Raw genomic sequence first — 15,934 nt, forward strand, 5'->3', positions numbered from 1 at the left:
CCTGGTTTCCCGCTGCCGAAGGAACATTCGTCCGTTGCATATCCTGTTCAGACCATTGTCCGTCTCCGCCCGGCCGCGTGCCGGGTGGATATGCTCGATCCTCGTCAGCGCGCTGTTGCTGGCCGATGCGCTGGTCATGCTGCTGGCACCGGATGTTCTTGCCGGCGCCCAGGAGCATATCGGTTATCCGCCGGGGCAGCTTCCCTATCTGGCGGGGATCCTGATCCTTGGCGTCGGCGCGTTCCTTACCCGCAGATTGGGGGCGATGGGCTGCGCCGTCCTGACGGCCTTTCTCGGCGGCGCGGTCGCAAGCCATGCGCGCATCGGCGAAGCGCTTTCCGTGCCGGTGCTGATCTGCGGCTTGCTGGGCGTGCTGCTATGGGTCGGCTGGCTGATGCGCGGGGCGGTGACGGGGGCACCCGGCACCGCCTCCTAGCGGGCGATCGGCTTCCCCGCCGGGCGGGGATCGCGTGCCGAAGCTCGACTGCCGGGGCTCTTCCGGCACCGCGCGATCACGCGCGGATTCGCCTCCTCACGATCGCGTCTCCTGATTCTCCCTTCCCGGCCCTTGCGCCGAATCCCCCGAAATGGTGCGACAAGGCCGGGCGGCTCGACTTTTCCTTTACGGGATGGGCAAGGGGTTGCGTCTTAGGGGTCGGGAGGAGCTTGCATGCCAGATGCCGCCAGGCACCCGGGGCTGGATGAAGTCGTCGCGCAATATCGGGTGCCGCTGCTGCGTTTCTTCCAGCGCAGGGTCGAGCATTTCGAGGATGCCGACGATCTGGTGCAGGATGTCTTCAGCCGGCTGGCCGCCCAGGATCTGGCGGCCATCGCCAATGTCCAGGGCTATGTCTTCCAGGTCGCCGCCAACGTCCTGCGCGACAAGGCGCGCCGCGCGAACGTGCGCAGCATCATGAGCCCGGCACCCGAGGGCTTCGACATCGAGGACGAGGCGGGCTTCTCTCCCGAACGCATCCTGCAGAGCCGCGAAGCGCTGCAGATCATGATCGCCGCGCTGTACGAGCTGCCGGAAATCGTGCGCGTGGTGTTCAGCCAATATCATTTCGACGGAGTCGCGCAGGTGGAGATCGCGCGCCGCACGGGCCTGTCGCTCAGCACCGTCGAAAAGCACATGGCCAGGGCGAACGGCCATCTGCTCCACCGTCTCCGGAAAGCCCGATGAGCAGGTCCCTCGACAAGGTGGAGGAAGCGGCGGCGACCTGGGATGCGCGCCTGCGCGGCGCCACGGCGACGTCCAGCGACCGCCAGGCCTTCCAGGCATGGTTGCAGGAAGACCCGCTGCACCGGATCACGCACGAACGCTTGCAGATGGCGTTGTCGGAGCTGCGGACCCATGCGCGGTTGCCCGAACTCAGTGCCCTGCGCGACGAGGCGCGCAACGGCGTCGATGCGATCCGGCGCCGCCGCCTGGCGTCGATCTTCGCCGTCGCTGCCGCCATCGTCCTGATCGTGATGGTGAGCATCGGCGCCCAGACCGAGCGCGGTGCCGAGATCGTCGCCCAGCTCCAGGGCGGCTCGGTCTATGTGACGTCGCCGAACGAGCGGACCAAGGTGACGCTCGCGGACGGTTCGGTGGTGACGCTGGATTCGGGCACGCGGCTTTCGGTGCTGCTCGGCGCGTCGCGGCGCGACGTCACGCTGCTGGCCGGTCGGGCATTGTTCCAGGTCGCCAAGGATTCGCGGCGGCCCTTCGTCGTCAGGGCCGGGGAGCGGACGATCACCGCGCTCGGCACCGTGTTCGACGTCGATCTTTCGAAGGGCGAATTGCGAGTGACCCTGGCCGAGGGCAGCGTCGCGGTGCGGCCGGTGCAGTTCCGCCGCGGCTCCCCCCAGCAGATATTGGCGCCCAGGCAGCAGCTCGTGGCGACGGCCGGGGACGCGCTTCCCAAGTTGCGCACCGTCGATACCGAGCGCGCGATGAGCTGGGCGGAAGGGCAGGTCTTCTTCGAGAACGAGCCGCTCGCCAGCGCCGTCGAGGAAATGAACGAATATTCGAGCCGGAAGATCGTGGTCGATCCCGCCGTGGCGGACCTGCGGATCAACGGCATGTTCCGCACGAGCAACCAGGCCGGCTTCCTGGAGGCGCTGCAAGTGACGTTGCCCGTCGAAGTCCGCAACGACGGCGAGGGCAGGATATTCGTCTCGAAACGGCCCGGGCCGACCGCCGAATGACCAAGGGGAAGACCATGCGATACTCGTCTCTCGCTCTCGCCGCCGCCCTGCTGCCGGCCACGGCCGCCGCGCAGGACAAGCCCGATCCGGCCCGGCTCAAGGCCGATGTCGAGAAGCTGGTGAGCTTCGGCACCCGGCACACCCTGTCCTCGCCCGACGATCCCAAGCGCGGGATCGGCGCGGCCCGCCGCTGGTTCGGCGAGGAGATGAAGAAGACGGCGGCCCGGTGCGGCGGATGCATCCAGGTCTCCACGATCGAGCGGGTGTTCACCAACGAGCGGGCGCCGGCCGGCGTCAACGTCGTCGACGTCCTCGCCATCCAGCCGGGCAGCGATCCCGCCCGCGTGGTGATCGTGCAGGGCCATATCGACAGCCGCGTCAGCGACGTGATGGACATCACGCGCGATGCCCCGGGGGCGAACGACGACGCTTCGGGCGTGGCGCTGGTGCTCGAGGCGGCGCGGCTGCTTTCGCAGAGGAAGTTCAAGGCGACGATCGTCTACGCCGCGCTCTCGGGCGAAGAGCAGGGGCTGCTCGGCGGCACGCTGCTCGCCGAGACCGCGAAGGCGCGGGGATGGAACGTCACGGCGGTGCTCAACAACGACATCGTCGGCAATACCGTCGGCCAGAACGGCGCACGGGTGGCGGATCGGGTGCGGGTCTTCTCCGAGGGGATCCGTGCCTCGGAGGATCTGGCCGGGCAGATGGCGCGGCGCGTCAATGGCGGCGAGGACGACGGCCCCAGCCGCGCCCTGGCCAAGGCGATCGACCATGTCGCGCAGGGGATACCGGGCGGGCTCGACGTGTTCGTCGATCGCCGCAACGACCGGTTCGGCCGCGGCGGCGACCATGAGCCGTTCCTCAAGCTGGGCTATCCGGCGGTGCGCTTCTCGGTGGGGATCGAGAATTACAACCAGCAGCACCAGGACCTGCGCACCGAGGGCGGCATCGAATATGGCGACACCGTCGACAAGATGGACTTCCCCTATCTCGCCAAGGTGACGGCGATCAACGCCGCGACGATCGCGCGGCTCGCCGCCGCGCCGGCGGCGCCGGCGGAGGTGAGCCTGAACGGTGCGCTCGGCATGAACACGACCGTGACCTGGACTCCGGTGCCCGATGCGGCCGGCTATCGTGTCCGCTGGCGCCGCAACGACAAGCAGGACTGGACCGAGCAGCGCGACGTGCCGGCCACGGCCGGCGAGACGGTGCTGAAGGACGTGATCGTGGACGACGTGTTCATCGGCGTTTCCGCCCTGTCGGCCGACGGCGCGGAGAGCCTCGTCACCTTTGGCGGCCGCGCACCCCGTCGCGCGCCGCGCTGAGGGAATTCCCTGGCGACAGGACGAACCCGTGCGGGCAAGCGCGCACGGGTTCTTCTCGTTCGGGCGAAACCGCCATCCCGGCCTGCACCGGGATGGCGGCGGGCAGGTCAGAACTTGAACCGGAATCCCATGCGATAGCTGCGGCCGATCATGTCATAGGGCGCCGAGGTGCCGAACGAGGTGCCGCTGCTGGGGATGGGTTCGGGCGCGCGGTCGAACAGGTTCTCCACGACCCCGAACAGCGTGACCTTGCGGCCGCCAAGGTTGACGTCGACATTCTGGGCGAGCTCGAAATACCAGACCGGATCGACATGATTCAGCGCGTCCGGAATGCCCGTGCGGCTCGTCTCAGGCTGGTTGGTGATCCTGCCCGGGCCGAGATAGCGCGTCGTCAGCGTGGTGCGGCTCGGGCCGACGGCATAGCTGGCGGTCATCAGGCCGCGCCATTTCAGGCTGCTGAAGGTACCCAATATGGGCGGCGCGGAATCTCCGGGCAGGTTGGTCTCGTCCTTCAGCCGCTGCGAGATCAGTAGCCGCAGGTTGATCGATCCCGGCAGCTTCGCGGCGATGTCGCTGAGATTGGCGCGATAGCTCGCCTCATAGTCGATGCCTTCCACCGCCACGTTCTGCGCGTTGATGCCGCTGGTATAGATGGTGGCGTTCACCAGGTTGGTGGCGCCCGGCGCCAGCACGATCGAGCCGCACGCCGCCGGGTTCACCGGACGGTTGAAACCGTAGCACATGTCGATGATCTGCTGGGCGCCGACCGCGGTAATCGCGTTCTTGATGTCGATCTTGTACCAGTCGACCGAGAAGCTGAAGCCGCGCAGCCAGCGCGGCGTGTAGACACCGCCGGCGGTCCAGGTATCGGCGATTTCCGGCGTCAGGTTGGGATTGCCGCCGCTCAGCGTGGTGTTCGGCACTTGCGGGCTGCCCGGCTGGGTACGGTCGAGATAGGCGTTCACGAACTGGCTGGCGGGCGCGAACAGGTCGTTGAGGTTCGGCGCCCGGATATCGCGCGAGCGCGTGCCGCGCAGCCGCAGCCCGTCGACGACTTCCCAGCTCAGTCCCGCCTTCCAGGTCGTCACCGGGCCGCTCGTCGAATAGTCCGTGCGCCGGATCGCGCCGTTCAGCTCCAGGCTCTTCGCGACGACCGAATCCTTCAGCAGCGGCACCAGGACCTCGCCGAAGAACTCCTTCACATTATAGCCGTTGCTGCCGCCCTTGAAGTTGCCGACGTTCCACAGCGACTGGAGCGAATAGCTGTCGGCCGTCGAGGAGAAGGACTCCTTGCGATATTCGAAGCCGGCGGCGACCGAGACCGGCCCCGCCCAGGTCGAGAACGGATTATACTGTGCGTCGATCGACCAGACGTCCTGATAGAAATCGAGGTCCTGGCGCGTCCGCAGCCCGTCGGCATGGCCGGTCACCCAGGCGATCGAGGCCGCGCCGAGCGATCCCTCGCCGAACAGGTTCATCGGCACGCAGCCATTGCCCGGATTGGCGAGCGTCGAGCGACAGATCGGCGTGCCCGTCGCCACTCCGGCCACGCCGCCCGCCGCCGGATTGGCGATCACGTCGATTGCCTGGTTGAACCGGCTGAGGATGATGTTGTTGTCGCGGGTGTACCACACCTTGCTGTGGCCGCGCTGATAATAGGCGCGCCACTTGCCGCTGCCGAGGAAACTGCCCTCCAGCGCGAGCAGGACGCGATCCTGGCGGCGATTATATCCCGCCTCGCCGATATGCGAGCCCGGCGTGTTGATCATGTCGTAGAACAGGCGGTTCATCTGGAACGACGTGACCTGCGCCGAGTCCATCGCCTGCCGCGTTGCCAGGGGGATGAAGGGATTGTCCCGCGTGACGGTGATCGCCGTGGTGCCCTGGCGGTTGTAGACGGCCGACCAGTTGATCGTGTCGTTGCCGGCATAGCTCGCCTCGACGATCGCGTTGATGCCGTCGGTGAGTTCGTAGCTGAGGCGGCCGTAGAGGCTCCAATGCTTGTCGTCGGGCATCAGCGCGCCGCGGACGGGCATGGATTCCACCGTGCCGCCGGCCTGGACCTGGCCCTGCTGGATCGGCCCGAACACGAAGGTGCCGACCGTGCCGCCCGGGCCGAAGGACATGCCCTTCAGCGGCCCCGTGGCGATCACCCCGCCCGGCGTGCTGTTATAGCCGGCATCGGTGCGCACGATCTGGCCGGGCTCGCCGTTGGTCGCCGTCCATGCCGGATTGTTCATCAGGCGCAGGCCCGGCTGAAACCAGTCGCGGACATGGTGATAGAAGTCGATCCGGTCGCCCTTGTAGTAGTTGCCGCTCAGCAGGACATGGCCGCGCCCGCCCGCGAACCTGGCGCCCCAGGCCAGGTCGCCGGTCACCACGCGCCCGTCGGAATAGTCGGTCTGGCTGAAATTGAAGCCGCCCTTCAGCCCGGTGAACTTCGTGTCGAGGATGAAGTTGACGACGCCGGCCACGGCATCCGAGCCATAGGCGGCAGAGGCGCCGCCGGTCACCACGTCGACGCGCTGCACCAGGTTCTGCGGCAGCATGTTGATGTCCACCGCGGGAGACATGCCGGAGCCGACGACGCGGCGGCCGTCGAGCAGGGTCAGCGTGCGGGTGACGCCCAGGTCGCGGGCGCTCAGCTGGTTCGCGCCGCCGGTGGCATTGGCGAACAGGGTCGTCGTGCGCGGGGTGTTGCCGGTCCCCATCGCGGGCAGCTGGCTGACATAGTCGGCGATGTTGGTGGGATTGCGCTCCGAGATGTCCTCGGCGCTCAGCACCGTGGTCGGCGTCGGAGCGTCGTTGCCGTTGCGCACGATGCGCGAGCCGGTGACGATCAGTTCGGCGCCCTCGGACGCGGCTTCCGCCGGTGCGGCAGGCGCCTGATCGGTGCGATCCTGGTCGCGTGCCGGGGCGGCCGGAGCTTCGAAACTTGCCGTCTGGCGGCGCACGTCCTCGGGCCTTGCGATCCTGCGCAGGGTGAGGACGCTGCCGCCCTCGGCGCTCAGCCCGGTTCCCTCGAGCAGGACCCGCAGCGCGTCGCGCGGCGTCAGGCTGCCATGGATGCCCTTTGTGCGCTTGCCCGCCACCATCGCGCTGGAGAAGATGATCTCCTGGTTCGCCTGCCGGGCAAAGGCATTCAGCGCGCTGCCCAGGTCCCCGGCGGCAATGTTGAAGCTGCGGGCCTGCTGCGCCGCCGCGGCCGGAGCGGCGGACAACCACAAGGCCGCCGCCAGTGCGGAGCCAGAGCCATGGACCGAGAACAGCCCCCTGTTTCGCATATTGTCCCTCCCTGCCGCGCTGATCGCGGTGTCATTCCGTGAGACGCAGGGAGAAGCCGATCCCGCCGAAAAAATGTCGGTCGGGCCGGGGAGGGGGCGCGGCGGCCTGCGGCCCGCGATCGCTCGCGGGCCGCCCTTGGATCTAGGACTTGAGGCCCTTGGCCATGTTGAGATGCGCAGTCACCGTCGGGATCAGCCTGGTGGCGAAATCGCGCAGCTGCTGCGGCACGTCCTTGTTGCCGACGGTCGCCTTCACCGCGTCGAGCGTCTTCTGATGCGCATCGACCTGGGCGGCGGCATAGGCCTTGTCGAATTCGGCTCCCTTCAGGGGCTTGAGCGAATCCAGCGCCTGCTGCTGCGCGGCTGTCAGCGCCGGATCGGGGGTGATGGCGGGCGCGGCCGCGCTCGCCGCCGTCTTGAGCTTCGCGGTCGATTCGGTGTGCGCCTTGATCATCGCGTCGGCGAATTTCTTGATCGCCGCGGATTGCGACTGGCCCTGGGCGAGCTTCGAAGTCTCGATCTCGAAGGCGTCGCTCGCCGCGGCGGCATTTGCAAAGGCCTGGCCGGCGGACGCGGCGGGTGCCGTGCCCATCCCGTTCGCCATCATCGAACCGTCGGTGTTGGTGGCGACGGTGGTCGTATCGGAGCCGGTGGTTTCGGTCTTCGAACCACAGCCTGCGAGCGCGAGCCCGGCGGCCCCCAGCATCATCCAGCGAAGAACCTGCATCCTTACCTCCTGTTCGAGCCCCTGGTGCGGAGCCATGGCGTGAACGCGTGCCGCTATTGCCCGTTCCGCCCGAACCCTTTTGACGCAATGCGCGTTTGAACCGGCGCGCCTGCGCTTCATCGCACGTGACGGGAGGATTGAATGAGCATCTTCGGTAGCATCATGGGCAAGATCTTCGGCCACAAGGCGGACGCACCCGCCCCGAGTCCCGCACCCGCGGAAGCGGAAGCCGCCCCGGCTGCGGCGCCGGCTCCCACCGCGGATGCCACGCCAGTCGATGTGGGCGCCGTGTTGTCCGAGATGGCGAGCATGAAGGGCGGCGGCGGCAACTACCAGACATCGATCGTCGATCTGCTCAAGCTGCTCGATCTCGATTCCAGCCTGGATGCGCGCAAGCAGCTTGCCGACGAGCTGGACGTGCATGCCGGCGAGCCCGGCACCGCCGAGCAGAACATCGCATTGCACCAGGCGGTGATGGCCAAGCTCGCAGAGAATGGCGGCGTGGTGCCCGATAGCCTGCGCGGGGGCTGAACCCCCCGGCCGGCCAGGGCGCGCGGCTCAGGCCGCGATCGCCTCTCCGACGAAGTGGAAGAAGGCGCGGCTTTCGGGCCGGCGGGCCGCGTCCCATTCCGGGTGCCATTGCACGGCGAGCACCGGTGCACCGGCGGGACGGGCAGAGAATGCCTCGACCAAACCGTCGCCCGCGGCATGGGCTTCGGGCGTCAGGCCGCGACCGAGGCGCTCGATTCCCTGCCGGTGCACCGAGTTCACCCGGATGCGCCGCGCGCCGGTAATGGCGGCGAGGAGGCCTTCGGCGCGCAGGTCCACGTCGTGGTCATGGTCGAACAGCGCTTCATAGGGCAGATGATCGCCCTCCCTGTGATGCGCGGCGAGGCCGTCGGCCAGCGTGCCGCCGAACAGCACGTTGAGCTCCTGCAGGCCGCGGCAAATGCCGAACACCGGACGGCCCGCATCGATCATGCGGCCGGCCAGCGCGATCGCCGCTTCGTCGCGCTCCTCGTCGAGCGGGCCTTCGGCAATGCCGTCACCGCCATAGCGGCGGGCCGCGATGTTCGAGCGCGAACCGGTGAGCAGCAGGCCGTCGAGCCGCGCGGCGAGCGCTGCCGCGTCGAACGCGCCGGTGACGGCGGGCACCAGCAGCACGGTGGCGCCGGAAATCTCGGCCAGCGGGCGGATGAACCGCGTCGCCACGGCCTGGATCGGCCGGTCGGCAACTTCATTGCAGCACAGAACGCCGATCAGCGGGCTCATGCGCCGTGCTCCGCCAGCCGCTCGGAAAGCGCGTCGCGTGCGGCGGGGCCCAGCCGGATCGCCTCGGGCTGCGCCACCACGCTTTCGGGCGGCACATCGTCGAGCAGCCACACATTGCCGCCGATCACGCTGCCGCGCCCGATGGTCACGCGGCCCAGGATCGTGGCGCCGGCATAGATGGTGACGCCATCCTCGACGATCGGGTGGCGCGCGTGCCGGGTCCGCGGCCCGGTGGGTGCCAGGCCCAGCGGACTGCGTGCGCCCAGGGTGACGTGCTGATAGAGGCGCACGCCCCGCCCGATGATGGCGGTCTCGCCGATCACCACGCCGGTGCCGTGGTCGATGAAGAAGCTGGGGCCGATCGTGGCCCCGGGATGGATGTCGATGCCGGTGCGCGCATTGGCCAGCTCGGAGATCACGCGCGCGACGATCACCGCGCCCAGCGTGTGGAGCTGGTGCGCGATCCGGTGATGGAGAATGGCGAGCGCGCCCGGATAGCTGATTAGGATCTCGTCGGTGCTGCGCGCGGCGGGATCGCCGACAAAGGCGGCTTCGACATCGGCATCGACCAGCGCGCGGATCTCGGCGAGCGTCGCGGCGAACAGGCGGACGATCGCATCGGGCTGATCCGGCTCGAAGGGCTGGTCGGATTCGGCCTGCCAATAGTCGAGCTCGCTCGCCACTTCCTCGCGCAGCAGCGTCAACGCGCGGTGCAGTTGCTCCGCGACGAAATCGTCCTCGCCCGCCGGGCCGTCGCGGAAGCCGCCCAGCCTGGCGGGGAAGAGTGCGGCCGAGAGATGCTCGACGGCGCGCGCCAGGCCGGCCGGGGAAGGGAAGCGAGTCACGCTCCCCCGGCCGGGCTGCCGCGCCCGCCAGGCCGAGCGCACGGCATTGAGCGCGGCGACGGCGTCCGCGATCCCGGCGGCAAGGGTGGGGTCCGGCTGGCCGGGGGACGTCGAACGCATGGAAGCTGCCTCGTGCTGCGTGCGATTAACATCCCCTAATTCGATAGGAGTTTCAGCAAAGGAAATATTGGCGAGCGCGAAGGCCTGGCGAAGCGGGATCAGGCCGGCTGGGTGCGGGCGCCTTCGATCGGCAGCAACAACGTGAAGCGGGTACCCCGCGGTGTCGATTCGAATTCGACCCGGCCGCCGATCACTTCGGCCCGGCGAGCCTGGTTGCCCAGGCCGCGGCCCTGCGCCGCCATGGTCGCGTCGAAACCTCTGCCATTGTCCTCGATGCCCACGCACACCTGGCCGTCGCGCACCCCGGTGGTGACGACGATCTCGTTCGCGCCGGCGTGCTTGATCACGTTGGTGAAGGCTTCCTGCAGAATCCGCAGCACGTGGAGCGAATGGCGCTGGTCGAGCCAGGGGAGCGGCGGCACGTCGCGCACGTCCCAGCGCAGGCGGATGCCCGTAGCCTCGAGCCGGGGTTGCAGGCGGAAGCGCAGGGTGCCGAGCAGCAGCAGCAGGTCGGTCTCCACCGGCTCCATCGAATCGATGGTGAGCTTCAGGTCGTCGATGCAGCCCTTGAGCAGCTGGGCGATGTCCGTTTCGTCGATATGGCCGTGCTCGACCATGCGCAGCGTGCTCACCAGGGACGAGCCGAGCCCGTCGTGCATGTCCTGCATCAGGCGCTGGCGCTCCTGGAAGAGCACTTCGCGCCGCTCGATCTCGCGCAGCTTCTGATGGCTGGCGTTGAGCTCCGCCTCGCGCTCGGCCAGGCGGCTGGCGAGCACGAGGTTGGACTCGGCCACGGCATGCATTGCCCTGATGTAGCGGCTCAGCATGATCTGGCAGAAGGCGATGATCAGCGCGATCTGTGCGTAGAAGGAGACGAACAGGCTCTCGATGTCGATGATGTTGTTCTGCAGCAGCATGTCGCGCCCGCCCAGGATGAAGGAGAGCAGGCCGCAGATCGCCAGCCCGATCCCCTCCATGGTGCCCGCGCGGCGGCTCCAGACGATGTGCACGATGAAGGTGAAGGTGCCCACGCTCACCATGGTGATGTACATCAGCGGCGAGACGATCGTGGCGTCGGCCGTCCCTTCGAACAGCGGCAGGGTGATCCCGCCGAAGCCCAGGCACATGACGGCGATGACCGCGGTCAGCCAGCGTGCGTGGTGATGGTGCAGGGCGGTGAGGAAGAGATGGGCGATCAGGATCGTCCAGCCCACCGAATTGACCGTGATCCAGCCGAACCAGGCGTCCGAGACGGGCAGCCGGTCCGCACCCATATAGGCGTGCATCACGCGCAGGAACGTCGCGACGGTCATCAGCGCATAGAGGAGGTAGAGCGTCTCGCGCCGCGACCGCAGCCAGACGAGGAAGGCGAACACCCCCGTCGCGAGGAACATCGCCGAGCTGATATAGGGCAGCTCGGCCTGGAAGAAGGCGCGGGTGTAATAGGCTGCGGCGAGTTGGCGATAATCGCCGATCCACAGCGTGGAAAGCGCGCCGCCGATGCCCCGGACGTGGCGGATGCGGATCAGCAGGTCCCGGGGCGGGGTGCTCTCGGCGGCTTCCTCGAGCGGGATCCACAGCGGCCGGTTCGAACCGTTCCACTGGAGATTGGCGTGCGTCTGGTAGAAGAGCCGCCCGTCGACATAGATGGCCAGCTCGCCATCCGTCTTCCAGCGCGGGATGTAGAGATAGGCGCCGCTCGGCGCTGCCTGCGCGGGATCGATCGTGAAATGATACCAGGTCGTCTGGGTGGGCAGCAGCCCGGCATCGCCGGCACCCGGCAGCATGTGCGGCCGGGGCGCATGGGGCAGGGCGATGTCCTGCCACCGGCCCGGCAGCGCGCGCCAGTCGGCGGTGCGCGATGGCGGGGGATAGCCCTGGGTATATTGTACCAGCAGCTGCGCGCGGGTCAGGTGAATGCCCTGCGGCCGGGATCCGAGATAAAGGGCGGCGAGGATCAGCGTCGCCAGGCCCGCATAGACGAGGAAGGTCCGCAGCGACCTAGAGAATACCATGGTTGCGGGCCTCGAAGATCGCTTCCGCCTTCGAGGTGACCTCGAGCTTCTGGTAGATTCGCCGGACGAAGGTCATCACCGTGTTGCGCGAGACCAGCATCAGCTCGGCGATCTCGTCATAGCTGAAGCCCTTGGTGATCAGCTCGAGCGCCTCGCGCTCGCGCGGCGAGAGCGGGGAGGCGATGGGAGTCGCCGTCGCCAGCGCGGCGGCGGTGGGCACTTGCGGCGCCTGCTCGACCGGGCGGAAGCGCAGCAGGATCTGGCGGGCGATGCGCGGGCTGATCGGGCTGCCCCCGGCATGGAGCGCGCGGATCTCGTCGGCGATCTTCTCGGCCGAGCTGTCCTTCAGCAGATAGCCTGCCGCCCCCGCCTCGATCGAGGCGATCACGTGCTTCTCGTCGGCGAAGGTGGTGCTCACCATGATCCCGCAATCGGGCCAGCTCGCATGGGCCGCGCGGATGACGTCGATTCCCGATCCGTCGGGCAGGCCCAGATCGACCACCAGCACGTCGAGCGGATCGCCGGCAAGCATCCTGCGCGCCTGGGCGACATTGTGCGCCATGCCGATCAGCTGCATGTCCGTCGAGTTGCGCACCGCGGCGGCGAAGCTGTTCTGGAAGGCGATATCGTCCTCCACCAGCGCGACCTTGAGCAGTGGCGAGGCGGAATCGGGCATCGGGGCATCCTGGAGCGGCCCGCGTCCCGTCGCGTGGCCGTGGCGGCGATCGGATGGGCGCGTGGCGACGCCCGGCTTTCGCGCTCTTACCATTCCAACGGCCCCGAGCTTGTCCCTAGAAATAGCGACATACGCGATATTTCGTGTTCGTTACAATTTGTTCCGGAGCCTTGCCCTGGCTAATGTCGCATTTCCCAGGTCGGGCACAAACAAGAGTCGCGCCATGCCAAGCCCGGAACCCTTGACGCCGCTGCTGGTGGCGGAACTGGTCGGCGGTATCTACGAAGCCGCGCTCGATCCGTGCCTTTGGCAGCGGCTGGTCGATCGCGTCGAGGAGATCTACCCCGAGATCACCGTCGCGCTGTTCAGCCATGAGAGCCATCTCCCGGCGGCCGCGCTCACGGTGACGGCCAATTATTCCGATGCCGCGATGCGCGACTATGCGGCCCATTATTTCTCCAACAGCCCCTATGTCGATTTCGTGCCGCGCAACGGCGTCGGCCAGCCGGTGCGGAGCGAGGCGATCATTCGCGAGGAGGAGCTGTTCGGCACCGAGCACTACAACGATTTCATGCGCGTCCACCGGATCGGCCATCACGCTACCGGCATGGTGCTCGAGCGCGGACCGGGGGGCTGGGCCTCGCTCTCCTTCGCCGACCGGCGGAACGACACCGCGCGGCGCGAGCATCAGATGCAGCTGCTCCGGCTGCTCGCCCCGCATTTCGGCCGCGCGTTCAGGCTGCGGCGGACGCTGATGGACGCGCGCATGGCGGGCACGGCCGCGCAGGCCGTGTTCGACGGCTGGATGCACGCCGCCCTGGTGCTCGATCGCGAAGGGCGCGTGATGACGATGAACCGCCGTGCGGAAGCGCTGGTCGCGCGTGGCGAGGGGATCATGCTCAACCGCTTCGGCCAGCCGCGCAGCTTCGACGACAGGTGCAGCCGCGCGCTCGACCTTGCCTTTGCCGCCTGCCGTGCCAGCGCGGATGCGCCGATGGAAGCGAGCGGCGAGCTTTCCGGCGTGATGCTGCCGCGCCGCGCCGGCGGGGTGCCGTTGCACGCGATGCTCTGGCCGATCGCCGCCGCGGCCGAGTTCGGCTTGCCGACCCTGCCCGGGCAGGTGTTGCTCGTCATATCCGATCCCGACGACACGCCGCCCGGCGCGGTCGCCTGGATCGCGCGGCGCTTTGCCCTGTCTCCTGCGGAGGAGAAGCTTGCCGATGCGGTGATCGCCGGCGTGCCGCTGAACGAGGCGGCGGAAAAACTCGGCATCCAGCTCTCGACCGCCCGCACGCGGCTCAAGACGATCCAGGGCAAGACCGGCTGCCATCGCCAGCTCGATCTCGTGCGCCTGGCCATGTCGGTGCCCGCGGTCCGACTCGGATAGGACGCACGGCCGTCGGCTTCTCCGCGAAGATGAACCGCGCCGAAACCACTACCATATGGGAGCTATTCGCCCCCGGTGCGGCTGCCTAGGCAGCTCCGTTCCGGATCGTGGCTGCACGATCGCGGTCGGGGGCCTGCGTCGATGAAATTGGTGTTTTCCTGTCGTGACTTGGGTGCGGGACGGGGGCGAATGCGGGAACATGGGGCAGCGATGCCGCGGTTCCGTAACGTCATTCCGCAGCTGTCACTATTAGTAGCGACAGACGCAATATCCCGCCTGCGGTACGATCGGCAGGCAGGATCGCTCGCCCGGGTCGTGGGGCGGAGCGGCCTCCGGGTTCCCCAGTTCCAGACAAAAAAAGGCCGAGCGATGCCGAAGGTTGCCGTGCAGCATCTCCCGAGCGGGCGGAAGACGCTTGCCATGTTCCTGCTACTCGGGGGCACCACGCTGGCGTTGCCCGCGGCCGCGCAGGTGCTGCCCACCCGCCAGCAGCTCAATCCGGCCCAGCAGACGCCGATACCCGCCGCGCCGCGCGGCGAACTGTTCCGCGACATGGAAACGGGGCCATGCCCCTTCGCCGACAGCGACCTCAAGGTCACGCTGACCGGCGTCGAGTTCCAGGGCGCCAATGGCGCGCTCGCGCTGGGCGAGGACAGGCTGCGCCTCGCCTATGCCGACCTGCTCGGCAGGGAAGTGCCGATCGCCACGATCTGCACGATCCGCGACCGGGTGGCGGCGCTCTACCTGCGCCGCGGCGTGCTGGCGGCCGTGGAAATCCCCCAGCAGCGCATCGCCGACGGCAAGCTGATCCTCTCCGTCGTCGAGGCGCATGTGGTCTCGGTGAGCTATCACGGCGATGTCGGCCCGGCACAGCGCCAGGTCGAGCGCTATCTCGACAAGCTGAAGGGGATGACGCCCTTCGATCTCAACGTCGCGCAGCGCTACCTGTTGCTCGCCTCGGACATTCCCGGCGTGATCGTCCAGGCTTCGCTCAAGCAGTCGCCCGGCGGCAGCGGCGCGGTCGACCTCGACATCGCCGTCTCGCGCACGCCGGTCACCGCCACGTTCGCGGTGAACGATTACGGCTCCGACTCGATCGGCCGCGATCTCGCCACCGCGCGCGTCGACTATAACAGCTTCACGCCCCTCGGCGAGCGCACCACCATTGTCGGCTATGGCACGATCTCCAGTCCGGAGCAGCGAGTCATCCAGCTGACCGAGAGCGTCAAGCTGGGCGGGGAGGGCCTCCAGCTCGATCTGTCCGGCTCGTTCGCGCGGACCCGGCCTGGGGCCGCGCTCAAGCCGCTCGACCTGCTGGGCAACAGCTTCGCCGGCAACGCCCGGCTCACCTATCCGCTGCTGCGCCACCGCCGCTACAATCTGAACCTGTCGGGCGGGCTGGAATGGATCGACCAGAAGGTCGAGTTCGGCGGCGGCATCGCCACGCTGACCGAGGACAAGCTCCGCGTCTTCTTCGCCCGGCTCGACGGCCATCTCGCGCCGCGCGAGCTCGCCTCGCATTCGCTGGCCGCCACCGGCTCGCTCGAGCTGCGCAAGGGCATCAACGGGCTGGGCGCAACGCCCTATGGCAACCGGGTCGCCTCGCGCTTCGGCGGGCGCCCGGACGCCACGGTGGTCCGCGCCGATCTCTCGGTCGGCGGCCGGGTCGTCGGCCCGGTGACCGCCAGCGTCTCGGCCAGCTGGCAATATACCGACACGCCATTGCTCTCCTATGAGGAGTTCACCGCCGGCAACCTCTCGATCGGCCGGGGCTACGACCCCTCGGCCGCCTCGGGCGACCGGGCGCTGGGCTCGACCTTCGAGATCAGCACCGCGCCCTTTGCCTTCGCCAAGCGCTCGGCCTTCCGCCCCTATGCGTTCCTCGATGCGGTGCGGCTCACCAATATCGGCCCGGGCGCCGACCAGGTGACGCTGCGCTCGGCGGGCTACGGCGTCCGCGCGCAGATCGGCCCGTGGTTCTCGCTCGATCTCGCCTGGGCGCACCCGTTCGATCGGGTCGCACCCAAGGCGCCCAAGCCCGCCGACCGTATCCTCGTCAGCCTCTCCGCCTCGATCTTCTGAGGGATATG

The 15,934-nt window shown here is 68.3% G+C and carries 13 protein-coding genes; 7 read left to right on the top strand and 6 right to left on the bottom strand.

Translation table 11 applies throughout. From position 1 onward, the window contains the following. Positions 1-34 precede the first annotated feature (34 nt). The 4 genes from FHR20_RS02280 (at position 35) to FHR20_RS02295 (ending at position 3,518) form a co-directional block, all read left to right on the top strand. Positions 35-436, top strand: a complete 402-nt coding sequence (locus tag FHR20_RS02280) for a DoxX family protein (protein WP_167298034.1) — start codon at positions 35-37, stop codon at positions 434-436. A gap of 234 nt (positions 437-670) precedes the next feature. Further along, on the top strand, positions 671-1,183 hold the full coding sequence (locus tag FHR20_RS02285) for an RNA polymerase sigma factor (RefSeq protein ID WP_086128743.1): 513 nt from the start codon (positions 671-673) through the stop codon (positions 1,181-1,183). Then, a complete protein-coding gene (locus FHR20_RS02290) occupies positions 1,180-2,193 on the top strand; it encodes a FecR family protein (protein WP_167298035.1) in 1,014 nt (337 codons plus the stop codon). Before FHR20_RS02285 ends, FHR20_RS02290 begins: the two co-directional genes overlap by 4 nt. A 14-nt stretch (positions 2,194-2,207) precedes the next feature. Then, positions 2,208-3,518, top strand: coding sequence for a M20/M25/M40 family metallo-hydrolase (locus FHR20_RS02295; protein WP_167298036.1), 1,311 nt, complete (start codon positions 2,208-2,210; stop codon positions 3,516-3,518). Between the two features lie 107 nt (positions 3,519-3,625). Here FHR20_RS02295 and FHR20_RS02300 read toward each other — a convergent pair whose 3' ends face one another. Both FHR20_RS02300 and FHR20_RS02305 read right to left on the bottom strand, forming a co-directional pair. Then, complete coding sequence (locus tag FHR20_RS02300) at positions 3,626-6,802, bottom strand: TonB-dependent receptor (RefSeq protein WP_167298037.1); 3,177 nt, start codon at positions 6,800-6,802, stop codon at positions 3,626-3,628. A gap of 142 nt (positions 6,803-6,944) precedes the next feature. Further along, positions 6,945-7,529, bottom strand: a complete 585-nt coding sequence (locus FHR20_RS02305) for a DUF4142 domain-containing protein (RefSeq protein WP_167298038.1) — start codon at positions 7,527-7,529, stop codon at positions 6,945-6,947. Between the two features lie 141 nt (positions 7,530-7,670). Between FHR20_RS02305 and FHR20_RS02310 the strand changes: the two genes are divergently transcribed. After that, entirely contained in the window at positions 7,671-8,060 is a 390-nt protein-coding gene (locus FHR20_RS02310; RefSeq protein ID WP_086128747.1) for a DUF3597 family protein, read from the top strand. 27 nt (positions 8,061-8,087) lie between these two features. Here the strand turns inward: FHR20_RS02310 and FHR20_RS02315 are convergent, their stop codons facing one another. The 4 genes from FHR20_RS02315 to FHR20_RS02330 form a co-directional block, all read right to left on the bottom strand. Beyond that, a complete protein-coding gene (locus FHR20_RS02315; RefSeq protein ID WP_167298039.1) occupies positions 8,088-8,801 on the bottom strand; it encodes a gamma-glutamyl-gamma-aminobutyrate hydrolase family protein in 714 nt (237 codons plus the stop codon). Beyond that, positions 8,798-9,766: a serine O-acetyltransferase EpsC gene (epsC, locus tag FHR20_RS02320; protein ID WP_167298040.1), complete on the bottom strand. Its 969-nt coding sequence runs from the start codon at positions 9,764-9,766 to the stop codon at positions 8,798-8,800. Before epsC ends, FHR20_RS02315 begins: the two co-directional genes overlap by 4 nt. A gap of 98 nt (positions 9,767-9,864) precedes the next feature. Then, entirely contained in the window at positions 9,865-11,781 is a 1,917-nt protein-coding gene (locus tag FHR20_RS02325) for a sensor histidine kinase (protein WP_167298041.1), read from the bottom strand. After that, on the bottom strand, positions 11,768-12,457 hold the full coding sequence (locus FHR20_RS02330) for a response regulator transcription factor (protein WP_167298042.1): 690 nt from the start codon (positions 12,455-12,457) through the stop codon (positions 11,768-11,770). Before FHR20_RS02330 ends, FHR20_RS02325 begins: the two co-directional genes overlap by 14 nt. Positions 12,458-12,680: 223 nt before the next feature. On the opposite strand from FHR20_RS02330, the gene FHR20_RS02335 reads away from it, so the two are divergent. Both FHR20_RS02335 and FHR20_RS02340 read left to right on the top strand, forming a co-directional pair. Continuing rightward, a complete protein-coding gene (locus FHR20_RS02335) occupies positions 12,681-13,844 on the top strand; it encodes a helix-turn-helix transcriptional regulator (RefSeq protein ID WP_167298043.1) in 1,164 nt (387 codons plus the stop codon). A 420-nt stretch (positions 13,845-14,264) separates the two neighbouring features. Then, positions 14,265-15,926, top strand: a complete 1,662-nt coding sequence (locus FHR20_RS02340; protein ID WP_167298044.1) for a ShlB/FhaC/HecB family hemolysin secretion/activation protein — start codon at positions 14,265-14,267, stop codon at positions 15,924-15,926. Positions 15,927-15,934: the final 8 nt, after the last annotated feature.

Origin of the sequence: Sphingomonas leidyi, from assembly GCF_011761945.1 — a bacterium.
Classification (GTDB): domain Bacteria; phylum Pseudomonadota; class Alphaproteobacteria; order Sphingomonadales; family Sphingomonadaceae; genus Sphingomonas; species Sphingomonas leidyi.

What these genes read in the sequence shown, in the direction of transcription:
- FHR20_RS02335 (WP_167298043.1), top strand. Translation starts at nt 12,681, where the DNA reads ATGCCAAGCCCGGAACCCTTGACGCCGCTGCTGGTGGCGGAACTGGTC.
- FHR20_RS02290 (WP_167298035.1), top strand. Translation starts at nt 1,180, where the DNA reads ATGAGCAGGTCCCTCGACAAGGTGGAGGAAGCGGCGGCGACCTGGGAT.
- FHR20_RS02295 (WP_167298036.1), top strand. Translation starts at nt 2,208, where the DNA reads ATGCGATACTCGTCTCTCGCTCTCGCCGCCGCCCTGCTGCCGGCCACG.
- FHR20_RS02325 (WP_167298041.1), bottom strand. Translation starts at nt 11,781, where the DNA reads ATGGTATTCTCTAGGTCGCTGCGGACCTTCCTCGTCTATGCGGGCCTG.
- FHR20_RS02310 (WP_086128747.1), top strand. Translation starts at nt 7,671, where the DNA reads ATGAGCATCTTCGGTAGCATCATGGGCAAGATCTTCGGCCACAAGGCG.
- FHR20_RS02330 (WP_167298042.1), bottom strand. Translation starts at nt 12,457, where the DNA reads ATGCCCGATTCCGCCTCGCCACTGCTCAAGGTCGCGCTGGTGGAGGAC.
- FHR20_RS02315 (WP_167298039.1), bottom strand. Translation starts at nt 8,801, where the DNA reads ATGAGCCCGCTGATCGGCGTTCTGTGCTGCAATGAAGTTGCCGACCGG.
- epsC (WP_167298040.1), bottom strand. Translation starts at nt 9,766, where the DNA reads ATGCGTTCGACGTCCCCCGGCCAGCCGGACCCCACCCTTGCCGCCGGG.
- FHR20_RS02340 (WP_167298044.1), top strand. Translation starts at nt 14,265, where the DNA reads ATGTTCCTGCTACTCGGGGGCACCACGCTGGCGTTGCCCGCGGCCGCG.
- FHR20_RS02305 (WP_167298038.1), bottom strand. Translation starts at nt 7,529, where the DNA reads ATGCAGGTTCTTCGCTGGATGATGCTGGGGGCCGCCGGGCTCGCGCTC.
- FHR20_RS02300 (WP_167298037.1), bottom strand. Translation starts at nt 6,802, where the DNA reads ATGCGAAACAGGGGGCTGTTCTCGGTCCATGGCTCTGGCTCCGCACTG.
- FHR20_RS02285 (WP_086128743.1), top strand. Translation starts at nt 671, where the DNA reads ATGCCAGATGCCGCCAGGCACCCGGGGCTGGATGAAGTCGTCGCGCAA.